Source organism: Pseudoalteromonas sp. Cn5-37 (assembly GCF_021532495.1).
GTDB lineage: Bacteria > Pseudomonadota > Gammaproteobacteria > Enterobacterales > Alteromonadaceae > Pseudoalteromonas > Pseudoalteromonas simplex.
In genome coordinates this window covers 107033-128697 of record NZ_JAKGBA010000006.1, presented here as the reverse complement: position 1 = coordinate 128697, position 21665 = coordinate 107033, and the positions used below count along the sequence as shown (strand labels likewise).

20 protein-coding genes are annotated in these 21665 nt (G+C 41.7%); 4 read left to right on the top strand and 16 right to left on the bottom strand.

Annotated elements, in window-relative coordinates:
* Positions 1-98 precede the first annotated feature (98 nt).
* The 4 genes from L1266_RS10495 to rlmD form a co-directional block, all read right to left on the bottom strand.
* Positions 99-1733: a CTP synthase gene (locus L1266_RS10495; protein ID WP_235377489.1), complete on the bottom strand. Its 1635-nt coding sequence runs from the start codon at positions 1731-1733 to the stop codon at positions 99-101.
* 157 nt (positions 1734-1890) lie between these two features.
* On the bottom strand, positions 1891-2691 hold the full coding sequence (gene mazG / locus L1266_RS10490) for a nucleoside triphosphate pyrophosphohydrolase (protein WP_235377488.1): 801 nt from the start codon (positions 2689-2691) through the stop codon (positions 1891-1893).
* Positions 2691-4850: a GTP diphosphokinase gene (gene relA, locus L1266_RS10485; protein ID WP_235377487.1), complete on the bottom strand. Its 2160-nt coding sequence runs from the start codon at positions 4848-4850 to the stop codon at positions 2691-2693. The genes mazG and relA overlap by 1 nt, the downstream gene beginning before the upstream one ends.
* Before the next feature lie 7 nt (positions 4851-4857).
* The gene (gene rlmD / locus L1266_RS10480) at positions 4858-6183 is read right to left on the bottom strand and encodes a 23S rRNA (uracil(1939)-C(5))-methyltransferase RlmD (protein ID WP_235377486.1); all 1326 of its coding nucleotides are present in this window, start codon (positions 6181-6183) and stop codon (positions 4858-4860) included.
* Between the two features lie 80 nt (positions 6184-6263).
* Here rlmD and barA point away from each other — a divergent pair, with 80 nt between their 5' ends.
* Both barA and L1266_RS10470 read left to right on the top strand, forming a co-directional pair.
* Positions 6264-9032, top strand: a complete 2769-nt coding sequence (gene barA / locus L1266_RS10475; RefSeq protein WP_187490621.1) for a two-component sensor histidine kinase BarA — start codon at positions 6264-6266, stop codon at positions 9030-9032.
* 28 nt (positions 9033-9060) lie between these two features.
* Positions 9061-9387, top strand: coding sequence for a hypothetical protein (locus L1266_RS10470; RefSeq protein ID WP_166341790.1), 327 nt, complete (start codon positions 9061-9063; stop codon positions 9385-9387).
* 70 nt (positions 9388-9457) lie between these two features.
* On the opposite strand, the gene pdxJ is transcribed toward L1266_RS10470, so the two are convergent.
* The 10 genes from pdxJ to rpoE form a co-directional block, all read right to left on the bottom strand.
* A complete protein-coding gene (gene pdxJ, locus L1266_RS10465; protein WP_054554340.1) occupies positions 9458-10189 on the bottom strand; it encodes a pyridoxine 5'-phosphate synthase in 732 nt (243 codons plus the stop codon).
* A gap of 43 nt (positions 10190-10232) precedes the next feature.
* A complete protein-coding gene (gene recO / locus L1266_RS10460; RefSeq protein WP_235377485.1) occupies positions 10233-10919 on the bottom strand; it encodes a DNA repair protein RecO in 687 nt (228 codons plus the stop codon).
* A 17-nt stretch (positions 10920-10936) separates the two neighbouring features.
* Positions 10937-11869 carry a GTPase Era gene (gene era, locus L1266_RS10455; RefSeq protein ID WP_054554338.1) on the bottom strand — a complete coding sequence of 311 codons (933 nt, stop codon included), beginning with the start codon at positions 11867-11869 and terminating at the stop codon, positions 10937-10939.
* Positions 11859-12536, bottom strand: coding sequence for a ribonuclease III (gene rnc, locus L1266_RS10450; protein ID WP_054554337.1), 678 nt, complete (start codon positions 12534-12536; stop codon positions 11859-11861). The genes era and rnc overlap by 11 nt, the downstream gene beginning before the upstream one ends.
* A 2-nt stretch (positions 12537-12538) precedes the next feature.
* Entirely contained in the window at positions 12539-13474 is a 936-nt protein-coding gene (gene lepB, locus L1266_RS10445; RefSeq protein ID WP_054554336.1) for a signal peptidase I, read from the bottom strand.
* A gap of 26 nt (positions 13475-13500) precedes the next feature.
* Positions 13501-15288: a translation elongation factor 4 gene (gene lepA, locus L1266_RS10440; protein ID WP_054554335.1), complete on the bottom strand. Its 1788-nt coding sequence runs from the start codon at positions 15286-15288 to the stop codon at positions 13501-13503.
* Between the two features lie 70 nt (positions 15289-15358).
* Positions 15359-15808, bottom strand: coding sequence for a SoxR reducing system RseC family protein (locus L1266_RS10435; RefSeq protein ID WP_235377484.1), 450 nt, complete (start codon positions 15806-15808; stop codon positions 15359-15361).
* 3 nt (positions 15809-15811) lie between these two features.
* A complete protein-coding gene (locus L1266_RS10430; RefSeq protein WP_054554333.1) occupies positions 15812-16765 on the bottom strand; it encodes a MucB/RseB C-terminal domain-containing protein in 954 nt (317 codons plus the stop codon).
* A 4-nt stretch (positions 16766-16769) separates the two neighbouring features.
* Entirely contained in the window at positions 16770-17396 is a 627-nt protein-coding gene (locus tag L1266_RS10425; protein WP_054554332.1) for a sigma-E factor negative regulatory protein, read from the bottom strand.
* Between the two features lies 1 nt (position 17397).
* Positions 17398-17979: an RNA polymerase sigma factor RpoE gene (rpoE, locus tag L1266_RS10420; RefSeq protein WP_036969086.1), complete on the bottom strand. Its 582-nt coding sequence runs from the start codon at positions 17977-17979 to the stop codon at positions 17398-17400.
* A 393-nt stretch (positions 17980-18372) separates the two neighbouring features.
* Here rpoE and nadB point away from each other — a divergent pair, with 393 nt between their 5' ends.
* On the top strand, positions 18373-19995 hold the full coding sequence (gene nadB / locus L1266_RS10415; RefSeq protein WP_235377483.1) for an L-aspartate oxidase: 1623 nt from the start codon (positions 18373-18375) through the stop codon (positions 19993-19995).
* On the opposite strand, the gene L1266_RS10410 is transcribed toward nadB, so the two are convergent.
* Positions 19970-20377 (bottom strand): protein YgfX, encoded by a 408-nt coding sequence (locus tag L1266_RS10410; protein ID WP_199530098.1) that lies wholly within the window; start codon positions 20375-20377, stop codon positions 19970-19972. The genes nadB and L1266_RS10410 overlap by 26 nt on opposite strands.
* Positions 20370-20621 carry an FAD assembly factor SdhE gene (locus L1266_RS10405; RefSeq protein WP_054562257.1) on the bottom strand — a complete coding sequence of 84 codons (252 nt, stop codon included), beginning with the start codon at positions 20619-20621 and terminating at the stop codon, positions 20370-20372. The genes L1266_RS10410 and L1266_RS10405 overlap by 8 nt, the downstream gene beginning before the upstream one ends.
* A gap of 120 nt (positions 20622-20741) precedes the next feature.
* Here L1266_RS10405 and ygfZ point away from each other — a divergent pair, with 120 nt between their 5' ends.
* Positions 20742-21653, top strand: coding sequence for a tRNA-modifying protein YgfZ (ygfZ, locus tag L1266_RS10400; protein ID WP_187490605.1), 912 nt, complete (start codon positions 20742-20744; stop codon positions 21651-21653).
* The last annotated feature ends 12 nt before the right edge of the window (positions 21654-21665 follow it).

Sequence of the window (21665 nt, the reverse complement as noted above, 5' to 3'; positions counted from 1 at the left end):
TGATTCCTCTTTTCCCGAAAATGGTGAGTTAGTGCCAGCTTTATTGTTGCTGGCTTTTTAAAACAAATAAGCCGTGCATATAGCACGGCCTATTTAAATTACGATGACGCTTTTTGGTGAGTGTGTGCAGCTGCAACAAACCCTTCAAACAGCGGGTGACCATCACGTGGCGTTGACGTAAATTCCGGATGGAATTGCGCGGCAATAAACCAAGGGTGATCTTTATTCTCGATGATTTCGACTAGTTTCTTATCTTCAGATAAACCAGTGAAACTTAAGCCAGCTTTTTCAAGCTGCTCTACAAAGTGGTTATTCACTTCATAACGGTGACGGTGACGTTCAACTATTTCGTCACTTCCGTATACTTCGCTTACTTTTGAACCTGGTGTTAAGTGACACTTCTGTGCACCTAAACGCATAGTGCCACCTAGGTCAGATTGCTCATCACGGATTTCAACGTTACCGTCAGCATCTTGCCACTCTGTGATTAAACCAACAACTGGGTGCGCAGAGTTTGCGTTAAACTCAGTTGAGTTTGCATCTTCAAGGCCTGCAACGTTACGCGCATATTCAATAAGCGCTACTTGCATACCTAAACAAATGCCTAAGTAAGGAACTTTGTTTTCACGTGCATATTTAGCCGCTAAGATCTTACCTTCAACACCACGGCCGCCGAAGCCACCAGGTACTAAGATAGCATCAAAGTGAGACAATAACTCAGTACCTTTGCTTTCTAAGTCTTGTGAATCAACATATTCGATGTTCACAGTTAAACGGTTTTTCAGACCTGCATGTTTTAATGCTTCGTTTACTGATTTATATGCATCTGGTAGTTCGATGTACTTACCAACCATACCAATTGTCACTTCACCTGTCGGGTTAGACTCTTGATATAACACTTGTTCCCATTCAGATAAATCTGCTTCTGGGCACTCAAGGTAGAAACGACGACATACGAAGTTATCTAATTCTTGTGACTTAAGTAACGCAGGGATCTTATAGATGCTTTCTACGTCTGGTAATGAAATAACGGCTTTCTCTTCAACGTTAGTGAAAAGTGCAATCTTCGCGCGCTCGTTATTTGGTAATTTACGATCAGAACGACAGATCAAGATATCAGGTTGGATACCAATCGAACGTAATTCTTTTACTGAATGTTGTGTTGGCTTAGTTTTAACTTCACCTGCAGGGCCTAAGAATGGCACTAGCGTTAGGTGGATAAACAATGCGCGCTCACGGCCAATTTCAGTGCCAAGCTGACGAATTGCTTCTAAGAATGGTTGTGACTCGATGTCACCAACTGTACCGCCAATTTCAACGATTGCTACATCGCGACCTTCAGCACCGTCGTATACACGTTGCTTAATGTCGTTTGTGATGTGTGGAATAACCTGAATTGTTGCACCAAGGTACTCACCACGACGCTCACGTCGTAATACATCTTCATAAACACGACCTTGTGTGAAGTTGTTGCGGCTAGTCATCTTGGTACGGATGAAACGCTCATAGTGACCTAAGTCAAGGTCAGTCTCTGCACCGTCTTCAGTTACAAATACTTCACCGTGCTGAATTGGGCTCATAGTGCCTGGGTCAACGTTAATGTAAGGATCCAGCTTTAAAATAGTCACGTTAAGACCACGTGCTTCTAAAATAGCGGCTAATGACGCTGCTGCAATACCCTTACCCAACGAAGAAACAACCCCGCCAGTTACGAAGATAAATTTTGTACTCATGCGAACCCTAGAATATCAGGAATTAAAAGGAATAATATAGAATCAAGACGGGGCGATATTGTAGCAAAGGGACTGCTATCAATCCAGATAAAATTAGCAAATAAGTGCACAAAAAACGAGCTTGGTTACGCTGTACCCAAGCCGTATCATAACTTACCTAGTTTGCCTGCTTTTTAATGGCTTCCCATGCGTTGTCCATTTCTTCGAGGCTAGCCGTCTCTAAACTTTGACCACGTTCACCTAAGTAAGCAGCCACTTTTTCAAAGCGTGACGCGAACTTAGCATTGGCACTTCGTAATAATTGCTCAGGGTCACGTTTAATATGACGGGCTACATTTACCGTTGCAAACAGTAAATCACCCAGCTCCTCTGCACTATGATCAGAGTTAGGATCATGAGCCAGTGCTTCTTTAACTTCGTCTACTTCTTCAGCAACTTTATCGAGTGCCCCATGATAACTTGGCCAATCAAACCCTAGGCTTGCTACACGCTGTTGAATCTTCTTCGCTTTTGATAAGCCCGGCATCGCATCAGGAATATCTTGCCATAAACTCATTTGTGGAGAGGCGGTTTTTTCTGCTCGCTCTTGTGCTTTAATAGCTTGCCACTGCGCTGAAAGCTCAGCGTCCGACAGCTCACTTTGCTTTGCAAAGACATGGGGATGACGACGAACTAATTTATCATTAAGCGTATTAGCCACATCGGCAAAATCAAATAAGCCCTGCTCTTTAGCAAGTTGAGCATAAAAGATGACTTGAAAAAGTAAATCGCCAAGCTCACTTTTAAGCTCAGTGAGTTCACCTTTTTCAATGCAGTCTGCTACTTCGTAAGCTTCTTCAAGGGTATGCGGTACAATCGATTTAAAGTCTTGTTTTAAATCCCACGGGCACCCAGATTCTGGGTCCCGTAGTTTGGCCATAATTGCAAGCGATTGCTCAATTGCCTGTTTATCATCCATTACGAGTGACCACGCTTTGCATCATGTACACCTTCGATTTGGTGTAACTTAGACAATAAGCGGTTGGTGCTTGATAAGTCATGTACTTCAACCTGCATTGAAAACAGCGCAAGTTGCTTATCTTCAATTGTGTTGACGTTCATGTTCAGCACATTCACTTTTTCGTTTGCAAGCACTGAGCTGATATCTCGAATAAGACCTGAGCGGTCAGTGGCTTCAACTTTAATCGTTAATGAGTAAGAGCCATTAATGTCGTCTGACCAACTTACTGATATTACCCGCTCAGGATGCTTTTCACGAAGTTTCTCAAACGAATCGCAATCTTCACGGTGAACTGCAATCCCTCGGCCTTGCGTAATGTAGCCAATAATTTCATCGCCCGGCACAGGTCGGCAGCATTTAGCAACATGGCTCATTAAGCTACCTACCCCATCAACAACAATACCGTTCTTATCGCCAGTGACACTTTTTGGCTTTTTAAACTTAATTTGTGGTTCGTCATGCTCACGGTCACTAATGAAGTTTAATAACTGGTTTAAGCGAACATCTCCAGCACCTACCGCAACCATAAGGTCGTCAAGGCCTTTAAGGTTAAAACGCTCAATAGCTGGCGCTAGATCTTTAGTTGTTAAATCCAGTTTTTGCAGCTCAGTTTCAAGAATCTCTTTACCGGCATTTAAGTTTTTATCGCGATCAAGCTGCTTAAACCAATGATGGATTTTAGAGCGTGCTCGTGAAGACTTAATATAACCTAGCGATGGGTTTAACCAATCACGGCTTGGGTTAGGTTGCTTTTGAGTTAAAATTTCAACCTGATCGCCGGTGCTTAATTGGTGAGTAAAGGGTACGATTTTGCCGAACACTTTTGCGCCAATACAGCGATGCCCTACATTTGAGTGAATGTAATAAGCAAAATCAAGTGGTGTTGCACCCAGCGGTAAATCGAAAATATCACCCTTAGGCGTAAACACATAAACGCGGTCTTCTACTACTTGGTTTTTAAGCTCTTCCGCAAGATCACTCCCATCAACAACTTCTTCTTGCCATTGCAGTAACTTACGTAACCAACTAATTTTTTGCTCGTAGCCCGACCCACGCCCTGGCAATGCACCTTCTTTGTACATCCAATGCGCAGCAACACCTAACTCAGCATCTTGATGCATTTCGCTCGTACGAATTTGAATTTCAACGGTTTTACCTTCAGGGCCAAATACCACGGTATGGATTGACTGATAACCGTTTTGTTTAGGTGTTGCGATGTAATCATCAAATTCTTTATTTAAATGGCGCCAGTTAGTATGAACGATACCTAACGCCGCGTAACAATCTTGCAGGCGCTCTACCACTATGCGCATAGCGCGAATGTCAAAAAGCTGGTCGAACTCATAGTTCTTCTGTGCCATTTTTTTGTAGATGCTGTAGATATGCTTAGGGCGACCATACACCTCACCTTCAATACCCGCCTCAGCCAAGCGTGCTTTAACTAAAGCAACCATGTTCTCCATGTAAGCTTCACGGGCAAGGCGCTTATCATCTAGCTGTTTAGCGATATTTTTATAGGTATCTGGATGCAGATAACGGAACGACAGGTCTTCAAGTTCCCACTTAAGCTGGCCAATCCCTAAACGGTTAGCAAGGGGGGCAAAAATGTCGCGAGTTTCTTTAGCGGCAATAACGCGCTCTTCTTCACTGGCGTCTTTAACATCACGCAAGTGGCACACTTGCTCTGCCAGTTTAATCACTACAGCCCGCACATCTTCAACCATGGCTAATAACATGCGGCGGATATTATCAATTTGTACAGTGCCTTTCCCTTGGTGGGCTAAGGTACTGATGGTCGCCATTTGGCTTACGCCTGTTAGTAATAATGCAACGTGGTTACCCAGCTTTTCAGTGACTGTCTCTATCGAGATTTTTTCAGCTAAAAAATAAGGCGTTAAAAAAGCAGTAGCAAGGGAATCTGCGTCTAAATTTAGCTCAGCTAAAATTTCCACCATTTCAATGGCTGTGTTTTCACGTTTTGCATCATCGCAATGCAGGCACAGTTGGTGAGCCTGCTCTAATAAGGTATGTTTGTCTTCTGTTAGCGCTAACAGCTCGATACGGCTGGCAAAATCACTCGGCTTAGTTAGCTGATGTGACTGTCTAGTGGCTACCATGTGCGCTTTACCTCCTGTGAAATAACGCCATCGTTTCAATATGCCCGGTATGCGGGAACATATTCATAAGCCCAATTTTTTCAATGCTAAAGCCTGCTTGTAAAATAATTGCACTGTCACGGGCTAAAGTAACAGGATCACAAGAGACGTATAAAATCGTTTTAAACTGAGTAAGTGGTAACTGCTCTAAAATAGCCATTGCACCAGTACGTGATGGGTCAAGTACTAACACGTCAAGTTCGGCACTAAACCAAGCAGCTGATTGCAGTGATTTTGTTAAATCAAAACAATAAAAATCGGTATTCGACAATGAGTTAGTTTGCGCATTTTGTTTTGCTAATGCAACCGCAGAATCGACCCCTTCAACACCAATAACATATTTAGCATACTTTGCAATCAATAATGAAAAGTTACCAATGCCACAAAACAAATCCAATACCTGCTCATGACCTTGTAAATCAAGCCACTGTTTTGCTTGATGCAGCATAGCTTGGTTTACTTGCGGGTTAACTTGAATAAAGTTTTCAAGGCCAAACTCAAAGCGTAAATCATAAGCCGGTATCTGGTAGTACGGCATTGGATGGTCACTGTGATCAATTTCGCCACTGTGTGACTGCCACACAACACGCCAGCTATATTCATCACACGCTGCGACTACAATAGCTTTTAACTCTGCGTTAATGGCTTTGGTATGCCTAATAACCACAAAGGCCGCGTTATCAGCTTCACATAATTGTAAGTGACTAATGCTACTCAGACCTGAATGGCTGTTGATAAGAACATCAAAAACTGAAAAAACGTCTTTAAAAGTGCCGCTCAGCACATCACAGTTTTCTATGCTCACTAATTGTTTAGAACCTTGAGCCCGATACCCTACTCGCATTTTCTTTGCGGCTTTGTCGTGCATTACGGCAATGCGCGCAGAGCGACGATAATGGCGCTCTTCACTAAGCAGAGGTGCTTGCCAATTTAAGTTATCAGCTTTGGCAAACTTGCTAAACAGCTGACTCACCGCCGCTTGCTTCTCAACCAATTGCTGCTCTGCATCAAGGTGCTGTAGCTGACAACCACCACAAACCTGATAATGCTGGCAAAAAGGAGTAACCCTATGCGCTGAGGCTGATAGCACTTTTTTACAATCAGCACTTGCAAAGCGTGCCTTATCTTCAATCAATAATGCTTTTACTTCTTCACCCGGCAAAGCACCATTAACAAAACAGACTTTATTCCCCTGCTTAGCAACGCCCCGCCCTTGGTGATCCATAGCAGTGACATTCAGGGTTAGCATTTTTTGCGAAACGGATTTCTTTTTGGCTTTGAAAATCTGTGCCATTGGGCAACACCTTAATTATTGATAAAGCGGGAGTAAGTATATACTCTTAAACAACGATAATAATGATAACAACATTCTTTATGACTAAATTTGGCTTACGTGACTCAGTCTTAACCCTTACACTTATACCGACTGTGATCATAGGCTTGTTGCTGGGCGGTTATTTTACAATAAATCGTTACATTGAGCTCGATGAAATTTTGTATCAACAAGGCGTGACTATTATTGAGCCCCTCGCCATTGCTGTTGAGCAACCGCTATTAAAGCGTGATAAAGCTTTATTAACTCGCTTAGTTAGTCATACGCACAACAAACACTCCCCTGCTATCCAATCAATTGCTATTTTTGATGAAAACAATGAGTTAGTGATTTTTAGTAAATACCAAAGTGAGTTCAAAGAAATTGTTAGCAGCAATGCAAACAACATGGATGGCATCCAAGTACAAAATTCTGAGCACTATTTAACATTCTCCACTGCCATAATTAATCATAGCCGCCAAGACACGATTTGGAATCATCACAGCTATCAAGCATCACTTGGTACTGTGGTGATTATGCTTAACAAACAACAAGCCATTATTGGCCAGCAACGAGCATTATTGGTCAGTGGCGTAGTGATATTACTCGCGCTCATACTTGCTATCGTATTAGCGTTTAGACTAACTCGCATGTTTATTCAGCCTCTTAATAAGTTAGTACTAGCTACCGACAAGCTTATTGAAGGTAAAGTAGACACTGGACTTGATCAAAAAATGTTTGGCGAGTTTGAGTTATTACGCACAGGTTTAAATACCATTGCAGAAACTATGGTCGTGCAACGCGATGAGATGCAAAAGCACATTGACCAAGCAACCTCTGATTACCGCGAAACACTCGAACAATACGAAACCCAAAATATTCAGTTAAGTATTGCTAAAAAAGACGCGCAAGACGCGAACCGAGTAAAATCAGACTTTTTAGCTAAAATGAGTCACGAATTACGCACACCTTTGAATGGTGTAATTGGTTTTACACGCCAGCTTTATAAGACTCCGCTGAATAAACATCAAAAAGATTATCTTGATACCATTGAACTGTCGGCAAATAGTTTACTTACCATTATCAGCGATATTTTAGACTTTTCGAAATTAGAAGCCGGAGCCATGGAACTTGAGTCAATGCAATTCCAGCTCCGTGACAATATTAATGAAGTTATGACCTTGTTGGCACCAAGTGCTCACGAAAAACAACTTGAGCTATCGATATTTATCCACCCACAAGTACCCGACAACTTAACTGGCGACCCGACCCGCTTTAAACAAATTTTAATCAACCTGTTAAGTAATGCCATTAAGTTTACTGAAAAAGGCTCAATCAAAGTTGATGTTGGCTATCGCTTATTAGATGAAGAACGCGCCTCTATTTTAGTGTCTGTCACCGACACTGGTGTAGGTATCCCAATGGATAAACAAGATGCGTTATTTACCCCATTTGGCCAGGCAGACTCTAGTATCACCCGTAAATTTGGTGGCACAGGTCTTGGCTTAATCATCACTAAACATATTGTTGAAGCTATGAATGGCCGCATCACCCTAAACTCAGCACCTGGTAATGGTACCTGCTTTACATTCAATGCCGTATTCAGAACGCCAAGTAACTCAATTACCAGTGACTTACCGACTCAATCATTAATTAATAAACGTATTCTTTACCTTGAACCTCACGAGCATACACACCAAGCGACTCTGTCATTACTCAATGAGTGGCAAGCACGAGTAACTGCCTGCTTAGATGAAGAAAGTTTCTTAACTGAGATTAACAAAGACTTCAGTTACGATATTTGTATTATCGGTCATACAGCTGCAATTGATGATATGCAACAGCTCAAGAGTTATGTAAAAGCCGTTCGCCCTGTCACTGACTATCTTTACCTTATGCTCAATACAGTTTCGCATAATATGCGCGAAGCCTTTATTGGCAGCGGAGCAGATGCGTGCTTAAGCAAACCACTTAACCACCGTAAATTATGCGAAGTGCTTGCTGCACCTTATCGCCTTGATCACCCTGTACATAACATTGAACAAGGCGATGAAAAACTATTACCGCTAAAAGTACTGGTTGTAGACGATAACGATGCCAACCTTAAACTTATTTGCACCTTGCTTGATGAACAAATAGAACTGATAGATACCGCACACAACGGTTCACAAGCTTACAGCTTAAGTAAAAGCCACAAATATGACTTAATCTTCATGGACATCCAAATGCCAATTATGGATGGTATTACCGCATGTAAACTTATTCGCGAGTCATCTCTTAATGAAGATACCCCTATCATTGCTGTAACCGCTCACGCCCTAGCGGGTGAAAAAGAACAGCTACTTAAGGATGGTTTTAAAGGCTATTTAACCAAACCTATTGATGAAGATATGCTAAAGCAGATAATTAGCGATCATAGTCCACAATCACCGATTAACCGCGAACGCAACAAAGTTCCGGCAATTAATTCAGAGCCTCCATTTGAAAGTGCCCGCTTAGATTGGCAGTTAGCACTACAACGTGCTGGCGGTAAAGAAGAGCTAGCACTAGAAATGCTCAATATGTTATTACTCAGCGTGCCGGAAACCTTGCGTCTGCTCAATGAAGCTATAGAAAAAGAAGATTGTGAACATGTGCTTAGCATTGTGCACAAGTTCCATGGCGCATGTTGTTACACTGGTGTGCCAAAACTTAAATCCCTCGCCGAAACACTCGAGACAGCACTAAAAGGTGATTGCGATTTAAATTACATTGAGCCTGAATTGTTTGAGCTTGTTGATGAGCTAAATAATTTGTTGAGCGATGCTGGAATGCTTGAGCAGCAACGTTAAAAGTTATGAAGGATATCAAGGAAGATTAATGTTTTTTATTTTATTTTTGTTTTTTACATCATTATCGTTCTTTTGGTTCATACTCAGTTCTAAAAAGCTGTGTGTGATAGCAAACGAATACGTAAAAACTAATTACACTGAACAGTGGCAAGCATACGAGAATAAAGCCCGCTTAATGAAAGTAAAACCTGACTCAATGGTTATTCATTCAATCAAGAAAGGTGAATTGTCGGCCGAAGATGATGATGTTTTGAAAAGCTTTAAGAAAAAGCATCAATATTTAGTGGTCCTACTCTGCCTTTCCCCTTGGCTATCTTCATTGCTTGCACAATTTATTGTTTATCTAAGTAAATAAAAAACGCGGTGGATATCACATCCACCGCGCTCAGTATTCAAATTTGCTGGCTCTTATTAAAGGCGTCAGCTTAAAGTCTTGCTTCAATCATTAAACGTTTCATATCGCTGACTGCTTTTTCTAAACCATCAATCGCTGCACGGGCAATAATCGCATGACCAATGTTTAACTCATAAATTTCTGGCATTGCCGCAATAGGTTTTACATTGTGATAATGAAGGCCATGACCGGCATTAACGATTAAACCTAGGCTATCGGCATATTGTACGCCGCTACGAATACGCTCAAGCTCAGTGTGAAGCTCTTCGTCATTTTCAGCATCAGCATAAGCACCGGTGTGAATTTCAACGTATGGAGCATTACACGCTTTTGCAGCGTCAAGTTGTGCGTTGTCGGCATCTATGAATAACGAGACCTTAATTCCTGCTGCTGTTAGCTTTTCTGTTGCTGCTTTTACTTTTTCAAAATTACCCACAACATCAAGACCACCCTCTGTGGTGAGCTCTTCACGCTTTTCAGGCACTAAACAAACATAAGCAGGTTTCACTTCAAGGGCGATGTCGATCATTTCATCGGTCACTGCAATTTCAAGATTCATACGTGTTTGAATCGTTTTTGCCATCACATATACGTCGCGGTCTTGAATATGACGACGGTCTTCACGCAAATGAATGGTGATACCATCTGCACCAGCATGCTCTGCAACAGCTGCAGCATGCGCAGGATCTGGGTAACTCGTGCCACGCGCTTGGCGTAAAGTGGCAATGTGATCAACGTTTACACCAAGAAGAATATCTTTCATTTTTTTACCTGTTTAAAACAACGATTCAAGGCTGAACATCAGCCTACTTAATAAATAACTCACGGCTTTTTAATGGCTTTTTACCAAGTAAAGGCTTGAGTAAGTATCGACTTAATTGCTTTGCCATATATAACACATCAGGGGCGCTAAAGTCATGAGCTGCTATGGCATTTAATTGCTTTCCTGAAAAACCACTATGGGGGTCGTTATGCAGTAAAAAACCGTATTCAGCAAAGTACTGGTAATTTGCTGCATCGATAATTTCATCACCTTCGGCATCAACACTAAAATCAACGCCATAACCAAGCATTTCAAGTAACTGAAACTCATAAGAGCGAAGTACCGCTTGCAGGTTTTTAGTGGTTGATAATTCACCTAGATGCTGTTTATAAAGATGATAAACACTTTCCATCGGCTCATTGATAGGTACGATACGATTGGTTAATTCGTTCATATAGAAGCCGCAATAAAGCTCGGTACCCTGCAACATAGTTTGCCGGCCATGGGGTTCAAAACGATTAATGTATTTTAAATCAGACTTGCCGTTATATTGTACGAGCAGAGATTGGAAAGGTTGTAATTGTGCTTTATGTTTAGTGGCCTGGCGACCACTAACTCGGGCCAGCATTCTCAGCTGACCTACGCCTTCTACCAGCATATCGAGCATGACTTGCGAGTCGCTAAATGGACGTCGGTGCAGCAAGTATGCTGTGTAGAATTCGCTATCCATGGCGTGTAAGACTTTACTTAGTCTTCACCATAGCCAAGGCTACGTAGCGCACGCTCATCGTCGGCCCAGCCAGACTTCACTTTTACCCAAAGTTCTAAAAACACTTTGTTATCAAGCATGTCTTCAAGGTCTTTACGAGCTTCACGGCCAATAACTTTCAGCTTTTCGCCTTTATTGCCGATCACCATACGCTTTTGCGTTTCACGCTCAACGAGGATCAAACCATTAATTTGCCAAACACCGTTTTCTTGCCATTTAAACTGTTCAATCTCTACAGTGACTGAATATGGTAACTCATCGCCCATAAAGCGCATCAGCTTTTCACGGATCACTTCAGCTGCCATAAAGCGCATTGAACGGTCTGTTACGTAGTCTTCAGGGAAGTAAAACTCACAAAGCGGTAAGCGCTTTTTCACTTCATCTTTGATTAAATCAATATTTTTACCCTGCTTTGCAGAGACCGGCATAATAGCCACAAAATCAAATTTACCACCTAAAAACTGCATGTGCGGAAGCACTAAATCACGGTCTTTAACTTGGTCAATTTTATTCATAACTAATAACACTGGGCGACCACTTTGACGTACTTTATTTAGTACCATCTCATCGTCTTCGTTCCAGTGTGTGCCTTCAACCACAAAGATGATCAGTTCTACATCGCCAATTGAGCTTGATGCAGCACGGTTCATTAAACGGTTAATAGCGCGTTTTTCTTCGACGTGTAAGCCTGGTGTATCCACATAAACAGCTTGGTATTTACCTTCGGTATGAATACCCATGATACGGTGACGTGTGGTTTGTGGCTTACGCGAGGTAATAGACACCTTTTGCTCAACAATATAGTTAAGTAAGGTTGATTTACCTACATTTGGGCGGCCAACAATGGCAACCATACCGCAGTGCGTGTCTAGCTCTGCAGGTTCTTTGCTAATTAAATCATCAAGATTCATTTTTAAGTATCTTTAAGGCTTTTTCAGCGGCTTTTTGCTCAGCTTTACGACGCGAGCTACCAACTGAGATAATGCTATCCATCCCTTCAACAATACATTCAACCGTGAATGTTTGATTGTGCGCTTGGCCTTTTGTATCAATAACAGTGTAGCCAGGTAACGATAATTTGCGCGCTTGTAAGTATTCTTGAAGTAATGTTTTTGGATCTTTTTGATTTAAGCCCGGCGAAATTGCATCAAGACGCGACTCGTACCAGCTTAAAATTAACTCACCACATTGTTCAATGTTTGAGTCTAAGAACACCGCACCAATAATCGCCTCAACGGCATCAGCAAGGGTTGATTCACGGCGAAAACCACCGCTTTTAAGCTCACCTGGACCTAAGCGTAGATAATCGCCTAAGCCAAACTCAAGGCCAAATTCAGCTAACGTTTGACCACGAACAAGGGTCGAACGCATGCGGCTTAAATCACCTTCGCGTGCTTTTGGAAATTTAGTGTAAAGCGCATTCGCAATCACAAAGCTCAAAATCGAATCGCCCAAAAACTCTAAGCGCTCGTTATGTTGGCCTTTATGACTGCGGTGCGTCATTGCCTGCTCAAGCAAAGCTTGATCAGTAAATGTATAACCTATTTTGTTGTATAACTCTGTTACGTTTTTTTTCATCGTTACTGAATATTACCTAGGCGTTCAAAACGAACACCAGTTGGAACCCAGCCTGGTAAAAAGTCATCTGGGCCATTCTCAAATTCAAAACTCATCCATATAAAGACGGCTTTACCTACCAAGTTTTCTTTAGGTACAAAGCCCCAAAAGCGACTGTCTTGGCTATTATCACGGTTATCACCCATCATAAAATAATGATCGGCAGGAACAACCCACTCATCAGAGCGTGTACCTGGTTGTTGATAATAACGGCCTTTCATTTCAGGAGCTTGCGGGTTAATTAAAATGTTATGATTCAATGTGCTTAGGTTTTCTTCTAAGCGCACTAAATTCATCGAACCCTGCTTGAACTCGTCACTATTGAGGATTTCCATATCAATTTTGTTGTATTCATTACACAGCAAATCACCTTGCTGCGTTTCACCTTCGGCACATTTTGGCTGAATATAAAGGTGCTTATTGCGATAAACAATTTTATCGCCCGGTAAACCAATCGTACGTTTAATGTAATCTACACGCTCGTCTAATGGGTATTTAAATACCACAATATCACCACGTTCAGGTTCATCAACATCAACTAACTGGCTACGCCAAATTGGGTCTTTGATGCCATATGAGTACTTCTGTACCAAAATGAAGTCACCCACTAATAGGGTTGGCATCATTGAGCCAGATGGAATTTGAAACGGTTCAAAAATGAAAGAGCGAAAAATCGTGATCGCTGCAATCATCGGAAAAATTGACTTAGCCGTTTCAGTGATACTTGGCTCAGGCGCAATTAATGCGGCGGTTTCTTCGTCTAGTTCACCACCTGCTGCATTTTGAGCAAGGGCAATGCGTTGCTGACGCTTTGGCGCATACATAAAGTGGTCAATTAACCAAATTAATCCTGAGCCTAGCGTTAACAACACTAAGAAAATAGAAAAGTAACCCGCCATGCATTAATTCCTTTATTTACTTCTAATTATTTACCAACTTTAAGGATAGCTAAGAATGCATCTTGAGGTACTTCAACGTTACCTAGTTGCTTCATTCGCTTTTTACCTTCTTTTTGTTTTTGTAGCAGTTTCTTCTTACGGCTCACGTCACCACCGTAACATTTTGCGATTACGTTTTTACGTAATTGCTTAACGGTTGTTCGGGCAATAACATGCTGACCAATCGCTGCTTGAATCGCAATATCAAACTGCTGACGTGGAATTAAGTCTTTCAGTGCTTCAGCTAACTGACGACCACGTGATTGTGCAATATCACGGTGAACAATAATCGCTAACGCATCAACACGCTCACCATTAATTAATACGTCAACACGTACCATGTCTGAAGCTTGGAAATGCTTGAAGTTATAATCAAGCGATGCAAAACCACGGCTTGTTGATTTTAACTTATCAAAAAAGTCCATGACTACTTCAGCCATCGGTAATTCGTACGTCACCGCAACTTGCTTACCATGGTAGCTCATTTTAGTTTGCATACCACGCTTTTCAACACAAAGCGTAATTACGTTACCTAAAAACTCTTGCGGAACTAATATGTTAGCTTCAACAATTGGCTCACGGATTTCAAGAATATTATTCACTGGCGGTAAGTCAGACGGGTTATCTATCTGTTTAGTTCCGTCTTTAGTCTCTACTTCGTAGATTACTGTTGGCGCAGTGGTAATAAGATCAATGTCGTATTCACGCTCAAGACGCTCTTGAATGATTTCCATGTGTAGCATACCTAAGAAGCCACAACGGAAACCAAAGCCTAGTGCTGTTGAGTTTTCTGGCTCGAAGAATAACGACGCATCGTTCAAGCTTAATTTATCAAGCGCATCACGGAATGACTCATAGTCATCTGATGAAATTGGGAACATACCTGCATAAACCTGCGGTTTAATGCGTTGGAAGCCCGGTAAACGCTCAGGCGCAGAATTACGTTGTAAAGTGATGGTATCACCAACTGGTGCACCATGGATTTCTTTAATACCTGCAATAACAAAGCCTACTTCACCGGTTTTTAAGATACCCGTGTTAGTTTGTTTTGGTGTGAAAATACCCACTTTATCTGCGATATGAACTTGATCATTCGACATGATCTTAATTTTATCGCCCGAGCGTAATTCACCATGTTTGATACGTACTAGTGATACAACGCCTTGGTATGGGTCAAACCATGAGTCAATGATAAGCGCCTGTAGTGGCTTGTCTTTGTCACCTTCTGGCGGCGGAATATCTTTAACAATGATTTCGAGTACTTCTTCAATACCAATACCCGTTTTAGCACTACATTGCACTGCATCTAGGGCATCGATACCAATGATGTCTTCAATTTCTTCTGCTACACGAAGTGGATCAGCTTGTGGTAAGTCGATTTTATTTAGAACTGGAATAACTTCTAAGTCCATTTCGATTGCTGTGTAGCAGTTAGCTAAGGTTTGTGCTTCTACACCTTGACCCGCATCAACAACTAAAAGTGCACCTTCACAGGCTGCAAGTGAACGTGATACTTCGTATGTGAAGTCAACGTGTCCTGGCGTGTCGATAAAGTTTAACTGGTATGTTTCGCCGTCTTTAGCTTTATAATTTAGCGTTACACTTTGCGCTTTGATGGTAATACCACGCTCACGCTCTATGTCCATTGAGTCTAACACCTGCTGCTGCATTTCACGGTCTGTTAAACCACCACAAACTTGGATAAGACGGTCAGAGAGAGTCGATTTACCATGGTCAATATGGGCGATGATCGAAAAATTACGGATATGCTTCATAAACTGGATTCTAAACTTCTATATAAAATGGACTAAGTGTATAAAGCGACAATTTTACATTTAATTGGCTTTAATCACCATCTATTTGAGTGAAAGGAATAGTAATTGGGTGAATTTTTATTACTTTAATATCATGCTTCAGGCTCTTAACCCTTGATTTTGCTATCGCATAGCCCGTCAAACCACCAATCACGGCGGCTAAAATTTGCCAGCCTTCGGCAAGCGAAAAAGCCGAAAATGAGATTAAAGCAAACCCTAAACTAAACAAAAGGGGTAGCATGTAAACAGCCATAGCGTGTTTAACTAAGTGGCTATCATCGAGTGCTAAAGTTACTTTTTGCCCTACTTGGAGCTCTTTTTCGAAGGTATAAGGAAAGGTTTTTTTAGCTGTTCCAAACAGCTTTGCAAAAACTTGCGAACCACAACGACCATTACAGCCGGCACAGGCTTGCTTTTGTTCTGCTTCTAAATTCGCTGTCGTGCCTTTAACTGACACGACAGTGAGTGTTTGTTCAATCATGATTTAAAGAGGTCGTGCTACCGACTCAGCTATAGCTTTGGCTGTCATAGCTGGGATATTACCAACAACCGATACATCAAAGCTACCACCATTGTGCACATACACAGTCGTTGCACCTGAGGTTAAAGCGCCGCTTGCACGCTTTCCAGGTAACGGTCTTTGAATAAAAACAGACACTTCAACAAACCCATCTGAATATAAATAATAGTCAGCAAGTTCATTATTTAAATCAAGTTTATGGCGATCTGACTTTAATAACTTAAAGCCATCAGGGAGCCAACCAATTTTCCAATCATTCGCTGCGCCGTCACCGTCGCTGGCTAAATCGTTAGTCGCAAGGACTGCTGGAAAGTCACGATTTTGCATTTCAACTAACATAGGTGCTGGCTGCTCTGTTACGCTGATATGAGTTAACTGTAACTGCTCAAGCATTTCACCTTTGTGATTCACATAGGCAGATTTAAGTAACAACGATGACTCAGTATCTAGCCAAATCCAATAGTTATATTTGTATTCATCTTTTGATTCGATACGCACTAACTGTGCTGAGCGCCCTGCAATACGGCCTTTTCCGCCAAGCACAAAATCATAGTGAGCGCTTAGTCGATTAATATCTTTAAAAAGTACTTCAGGAATTGGCCCGGCTATAGAGTCTGTTTTCACTGAATAAGGCTCAGAATGAGGCTCAAAATAGGTCACTTGATCGTCAACGCGCACCATTTCTAGGCCAGCGCCGTTGAGTAAACTTAAATGCTCAAGCTCAATATCGCCTTGTTTTGCATGTAACCAGCGATAGGGTTCCATGGCTTGGCCTTTTACAACCACAAATGATGCGTCAAAGTTGCGAGTATGAACGGCCATAGCCATATCATTTAATAAAGTCTTGGCGGGATTTTCGTCGCTGGCAATGGCTGGAGCCGTTAATACCAGCGACAAAATAAAAGTAAAAACTTTCATTTAATTAGTTTTTTTCCTCGTCTGCATTTTCTGCAGTTTGCGATTTTTCTAGCGAATATGCAACACGTGCTTGACGTTGGTGCTCAAGCACTAATGCACCAATACGCTGTTGTTGTAACTCACGTAAACCTTGCTCTGCATTTTCTAATGCAGGTTGCTCAGATGAGTAACTAACAGGAGAAGCCATACCGGTTAATGGTACAGTTTGTAATGTTGGGATGTCATTTTGTGGCACTTCACTGTTTTGTGGCAAAGTTTGTACGCCCACAATAGCAAACATGGCAACACTAGCAGCAATGGCCACTTGGGCAAATGGACGACGCCAATTAAATGCTACTACGTTATCAGTGCCTGTTGCCGCCACGATTTCTTCGCTTTTTGGTGCCGTTGTTTTATTCGCGAAATCTGCGTAAACAGGTTCTTGCTCTAGTGATTCAGCCACTGCATCTGCAATGTCAAAATTAAAAGCGTTGTTATTTGCCTCAGCACGCATTACATCACCAATCAATGCGTAACGACCAAATGTAGACACATCGTCATTTGTGATCGCTTGATCAGTTAACTGCTGCTCGCCGTCAAGTAACGCGGACAACTGCTCATTATCCAACTTGTTAACGTCTGCTTTTGTCATACTAAGACTCACCTATTAATGGATTCAATTTATTATCAATCGCCTCACGGGCACGGAAAATACGTGAACGCACCGTTCCCACAGGGCAATCCATAACCACGGCTATTTCTTCATAGCTCATACCTTCAATTTCACGAAGGGTAATCGCGGTTTTTAGATCTTCAGGCAAACTATCAATCGTATTAAAAATTACAGCACGTACTTCGTCACTTAATAACAGGTTTTCTGGCGATGCGTTTGAACGCATTGCATCTGCACTGTCATAAAATTCTGCTTCTTCGGCATCAACATCGTTAGCTGGGGGTTTGCGGCCCTGCGCAACTAAGTAATTTTTAGCACAATTTACGGCGATACGGTACAACCAAGTATAAAAGGCGCTATCACCTCTAAAGTTAGGTAAAGCACGGTAGGCTTTAATAAAAGCTTCCTGTGCGACATCAGCAACATCACCTTGGTTCGATACATAACGTGAAATCAAACCTGCAATTTTATTCTGATATTTTCTAACTAATAGGTTGAAGGCGTTTTTATCTCCTTGCTGGACCCTTTTAACTAGCGCTAAATCCAAATCCTGCTCGCTCATTCGAGCCGGTACTCCTCTGTTTGATTCTTGCTTGCTATTCATATACTCGCCATTGTTTACACAAACTCTGACTGCACCATGAATATAAAAGTTCAGTTTAAAATGATTTTTTTATAAAATAGCACGCAAATAAATTGAGTCATACCAATCTTATTACACGACAACCTCAATAATTGCTTAAGAATCAACGGTTATCTAAATTAAACTCACAATTTAAAACAGCTAACAATAAACTGTTTATGTGACGATAAAACTAATAAGATTGGTATAACGTATTAAAATGACTAATAGTGTTAAAGCAAATATGGTACATATACGTATACCACATAAAAATTTATTTGCTCAAACTTTTGGCACTACTAGCCGAGCATTGTAACCGCAAAGACCACAGACATGAACCAAAATAAACATCACATTACTGATGTCGCTATCATTGGCAGCGGCGCCGCTGGCCTTTCTCTTGCTTTATCGCTTGCAAATCACTGTAAGGTGACGGTACTTAGTAAAGGCGCATTAACAGAAGGCTCTACCTTATATGCTCAAGGTGGTATTGCAGCAGTATTTGATAAAAAGAATGACAGTATTGAATCTCATGTTGAAGATACCCTCGATGCAGGTGGCGGATTATGTGACCGTGATGCGGTTCACTACACAGCGAGCAATGCTAAAAAATGTTTAAAGTGGCTTATTGAGCAAGGCGTACCTTTTGATATGGAATTCGATTCAAAAGGTAAAGAGCGTTTTCATTTAACTCGCGAAGGTGGTCATAGTCACCGCCGTATTTTACATGCCGCCGATGCAACTGGCCGAGCAGTACAAACAACCTTAATTAGCCAAGTACAAGCACACCCTAACATCACTCTGTTAGAAAACTACAATGCCATTGATTTAATCACAGATAAAAGCTTATCCAAAAAAGGCAAGCATGTTCACGGCTTATACGTCTGGAATTGTGTTGATAAAAAAGTTGAAACCATTGCAGCTAAGTTCGTATCACTGGCAACAGGTGGCGCAAGTAAAGTGTACTTATATACTTCTAACCCTGATGTATCGAGTGGTGATGGTATCGCAATGGCATGGCGTGCGGGGTGCCGTGTAGCCAATATGGAATTTAACCAATTCCACCCAACAAGTTTGTATCACCCAGAGCTGCAAAACTTTTTGATCACAGAAGCTATGCGCGGTGAAGGTGCGTATTTAAAACGCCCTGATGGCACTCGCTTTATGAAAGACTTTGATGAGCGCGAAGAACTTGCCCCTCGCGATATTGTTGCTCGTGCCATCGATTTTGAAATGAAACGCCTTGGTGCGAATTGTGTGTACCTTGATATTAGCCACAAAGATAAAGATTTTATCATTGAGCACTTCCCAACTATCTACGCAAAATGCTTAAGTGTTGGCCTCGACATTACCAAAGAAGCCATTCCTGTGGTGCCTGCTGCACACTATACCTGCGGCGGTGTTATGACCGACTTTAATGGCCGTACAGATTTAGATAACTTATATGCGGTTGGCGAAGTAGCTTACACAGGCTTACACGGTGCTAATCGTATGGCGAGCAACTCACTACTTGAGTGCATTGTATTTGCCCATGCTGCCGCGAAAGATATTCTGAGCAAAATCGATGCAAGCCCTGCCCTTGAAGCCTTACCATTATGGGATGAAAGTCGCGTAACTAACTCAGACGAAGAAATCGTTATTACCCACAACTGGCATGAGCTAAGGTTATTTATGTGGGATTACGTGGGTATTGTACGCTCAACAAAACGTTTAGAACGTGCGCTTCACCGCGTTGAATTACTGCAGCAAGAAATTCACGACTATTACGCAAACTTTAGGGTGACAAATAACTTATTAGAACTTCGAAACCTAGTACAGGTTGCAGAGCTTATTATTCGCAGCGCCCTTGAGCGTAAAGAAAGTCGTGGTCTTCATTACACGATTGATTACCCAGAGCAAAACGAAAATCCAACACCGACAATTTTAACGCCTAAGTCGGTTGCTGCACTGCAATAATTGCACGCTTTAAGCGCGAGAAACTTTCTTCATCAACACTGGCTGAGCTTATAATCAGCCAGTGTGATTGATAAAACCCAGCCAACCTCAGCACTACAAAATTAGCAAACACATAACTTTTAGCCGTTATTTGGCCTTGTACTTTCAGTCTGTCGTTTGCAAATCTAAGCTCTGCTTGCTCTAAAATTATAAAACCCTTTTCAGGTTGTGCTTGTTGGACTTTTTTAAAACTAAGAATGGCTAAGAAAAAGCACGCAAAGCAAACCAACAGCTGAGCGATAACATGCTGATAAGCAAAACATAAAATAATGGCTGTTAAGCAAAAAAAGACCACAAAGGGTTTGTGGTCGGGGGTGTTATTTGTAACGGTAAACCTATACACGAACTCGGTCTAAAATTAACGCAACCATGCCGTTTAGCTCAGGGTCTTTACACTCTTCATGACCCATAAACCATGCAAATAAATCAGGATCATCGCACTCAAGTAAGCGTTGAAAAACGGCTTGCTGTTCTTTTGATAGTGAGTCAAACGCTTCTTCAACGAATGGCATAAATAAAACATCTAGTTCTAACATACCGCGACGGCATGCCCAACGAATACGTTCTTTACTGTGAATTTCAGTCATTTTAAACCTCGTACTTATTTGTCTGCAGTTTACCAAATTGCTATCGAATAAACAGCTATTTAAATTGCTACCCTAACTAAGTTATCATTAGCGCTCATTCATATCGTAAAGAAGGTTTTTATGTCGACTGTTTACGCATGTCCTTTATCTTATTCACTTATCAGCCTAACTGGCAAAGATAAGTTGTCTTACCTTCACGGACAAATTACGCAAGATATCAACAAATTAACTGATGATAACTTCCTTTGGGCTGGCCACTGTAATGCAAAAGGCAAGCTTTGGGGTGTATTTAGGTTGTTTTCACACCTTGATAGCTATTACCTTGCAGGGTCAAAACCTGAGGTAGAGCAATCGCTAGTCGAGTTAAAAAAATACGCCGTTTTTTCGCAAGTAGAAATTCAGCAATCTGAAAAACCGCTAATTGGCTTACTAGGTGATGACCTAACAGCGACACTAGAAACCTTAGCAATTAATTTTGACAGTGAGCACAGCGCAGTCGATTTTGCTGGTGGTAAAGCGTTAAAGCTTGCAGATAACCGCGTATTGCTTATGGTCAACGAAGAATTTAGCTTACCTGATAACGTCACAGCTCTTGATGATGACGCGTTATGGCAACAGGCAGCTATTGCCGCAGGCGAGCCGTCATTAAACAGCGACGCTATTGGCGAATACGTACCGCAAATGGTTAACTTGCAAGCGCTTGGCGGTATCAGTTTCAGAAAAGGTTGCTACACAGGGCAAGAAACTGTCGCCCGTATGAAATACCTAGGCAAAAATAAACGTGCTATGTACATAGTTTCGGGCAAAGCTGAAGGCTTACTTGACGAGCTTGAACTCGAAACACAAATGGGCGAAAACTGGCGCCGTGCTGGCAAGCTTATTAGCCAAAGTTTTAATCAACAAACGCAAACCTTAATGGGCCTTGTTGTGCTTCCGAACGATAATGAAGCTGGCCAAATTTTGCGAGCTAAACACCTCCCTCAGGTAGAGTTATCTATTCAAGCTCTGCCTTACTCTCTCGAAGATGAATAAATAGGAATGACT

What these genes read in the sequence shown, in the direction of transcription:
- L1266_RS10495 (WP_235377489.1), bottom strand. Translation starts at nt 1,733, where the DNA reads ATGAGTACAAAATTTATCTTCGTAACTGGCGGGGTTGTTTCTTCGTTG.
- mazG (WP_235377488.1), bottom strand. Translation starts at nt 2,691, where the DNA reads ATGGATGATAAACAGGCAATTGAGCAATCGCTTGCAATTATGGCCAAA.
- relA (WP_235377487.1), bottom strand. Translation starts at nt 4,850, where the DNA reads ATGGTAGCCACTAGACAGTCACATCAGCTAACTAAGCCGAGTGATTTT.
- rlmD (WP_235377486.1), bottom strand. Translation starts at nt 6,183, where the DNA reads ATGGCACAGATTTTCAAAGCCAAAAAGAAATCCGTTTCGCAAAAAATG.
- barA (WP_187490621.1), top strand. Translation starts at nt 6,264, where the DNA reads ATGACTAAATTTGGCTTACGTGACTCAGTCTTAACCCTTACACTTATA.
- L1266_RS10470 (WP_166341790.1), top strand. Translation starts at nt 9,061, where the DNA reads ATGTTTTTTATTTTATTTTTGTTTTTTACATCATTATCGTTCTTTTGG.
- pdxJ (WP_054554340.1), bottom strand. Translation starts at nt 10,189, where the DNA reads ATGAAAGATATTCTTCTTGGTGTAAACGTTGATCACATTGCCACTTTA.
- recO (WP_235377485.1), bottom strand. Translation starts at nt 10,919, where the DNA reads ATGGATAGCGAATTCTACACAGCATACTTGCTGCACCGACGTCCATTT.
- era (WP_054554338.1), bottom strand. Translation starts at nt 11,869, where the DNA reads ATGAATCTTGATGATTTAATTAGCAAAGAACCTGCAGAGCTAGACACG.
- rnc (WP_054554337.1), bottom strand. Translation starts at nt 12,536, where the DNA reads ATGAAAAAAAACGTAACAGAGTTATACAACAAAATAGGTTATACATTT.
- lepB (WP_054554336.1), bottom strand. Translation starts at nt 13,474, where the DNA reads ATGGCGGGTTACTTTTCTATTTTCTTAGTGTTGTTAACGCTAGGCTCA.
- lepA (WP_054554335.1), bottom strand. Translation starts at nt 15,288, where the DNA reads ATGAAGCATATCCGTAATTTTTCGATCATCGCCCATATTGACCATGGT.
- L1266_RS10435 (WP_235377484.1), bottom strand. Translation starts at nt 15,808, where the DNA reads ATGATTGAACAAACACTCACTGTCGTGTCAGTTAAAGGCACGACAGCG.
- L1266_RS10430 (WP_054554333.1), bottom strand. Translation starts at nt 16,765, where the DNA reads ATGAAAGTTTTTACTTTTATTTTGTCGCTGGTATTAACGGCTCCAGCC.
- L1266_RS10425 (WP_054554332.1), bottom strand. Translation starts at nt 17,396, where the DNA reads ATGACAAAAGCAGACGTTAACAAGTTGGATAATGAGCAGTTGTCCGCG.
- rpoE (WP_036969086.1), bottom strand. Translation starts at nt 17,979, where the DNA reads ATGAGCGAGCAGGATTTGGATTTAGCGCTAGTTAAAAGGGTCCAGCAA.
- nadB (WP_235377483.1), top strand. Translation starts at nt 18,373, where the DNA reads ATGAACCAAAATAAACATCACATTACTGATGTCGCTATCATTGGCAGC.
- L1266_RS10405 (WP_054562257.1), bottom strand. Translation starts at nt 20,621, where the DNA reads ATGACTGAAATTCACAGTAAAGAACGTATTCGTTGGGCATGCCGTCGC.
- ygfZ (WP_187490605.1), top strand. Translation starts at nt 20,742, where the DNA reads ATGTCGACTGTTTACGCATGTCCTTTATCTTATTCACTTATCAGCCTA.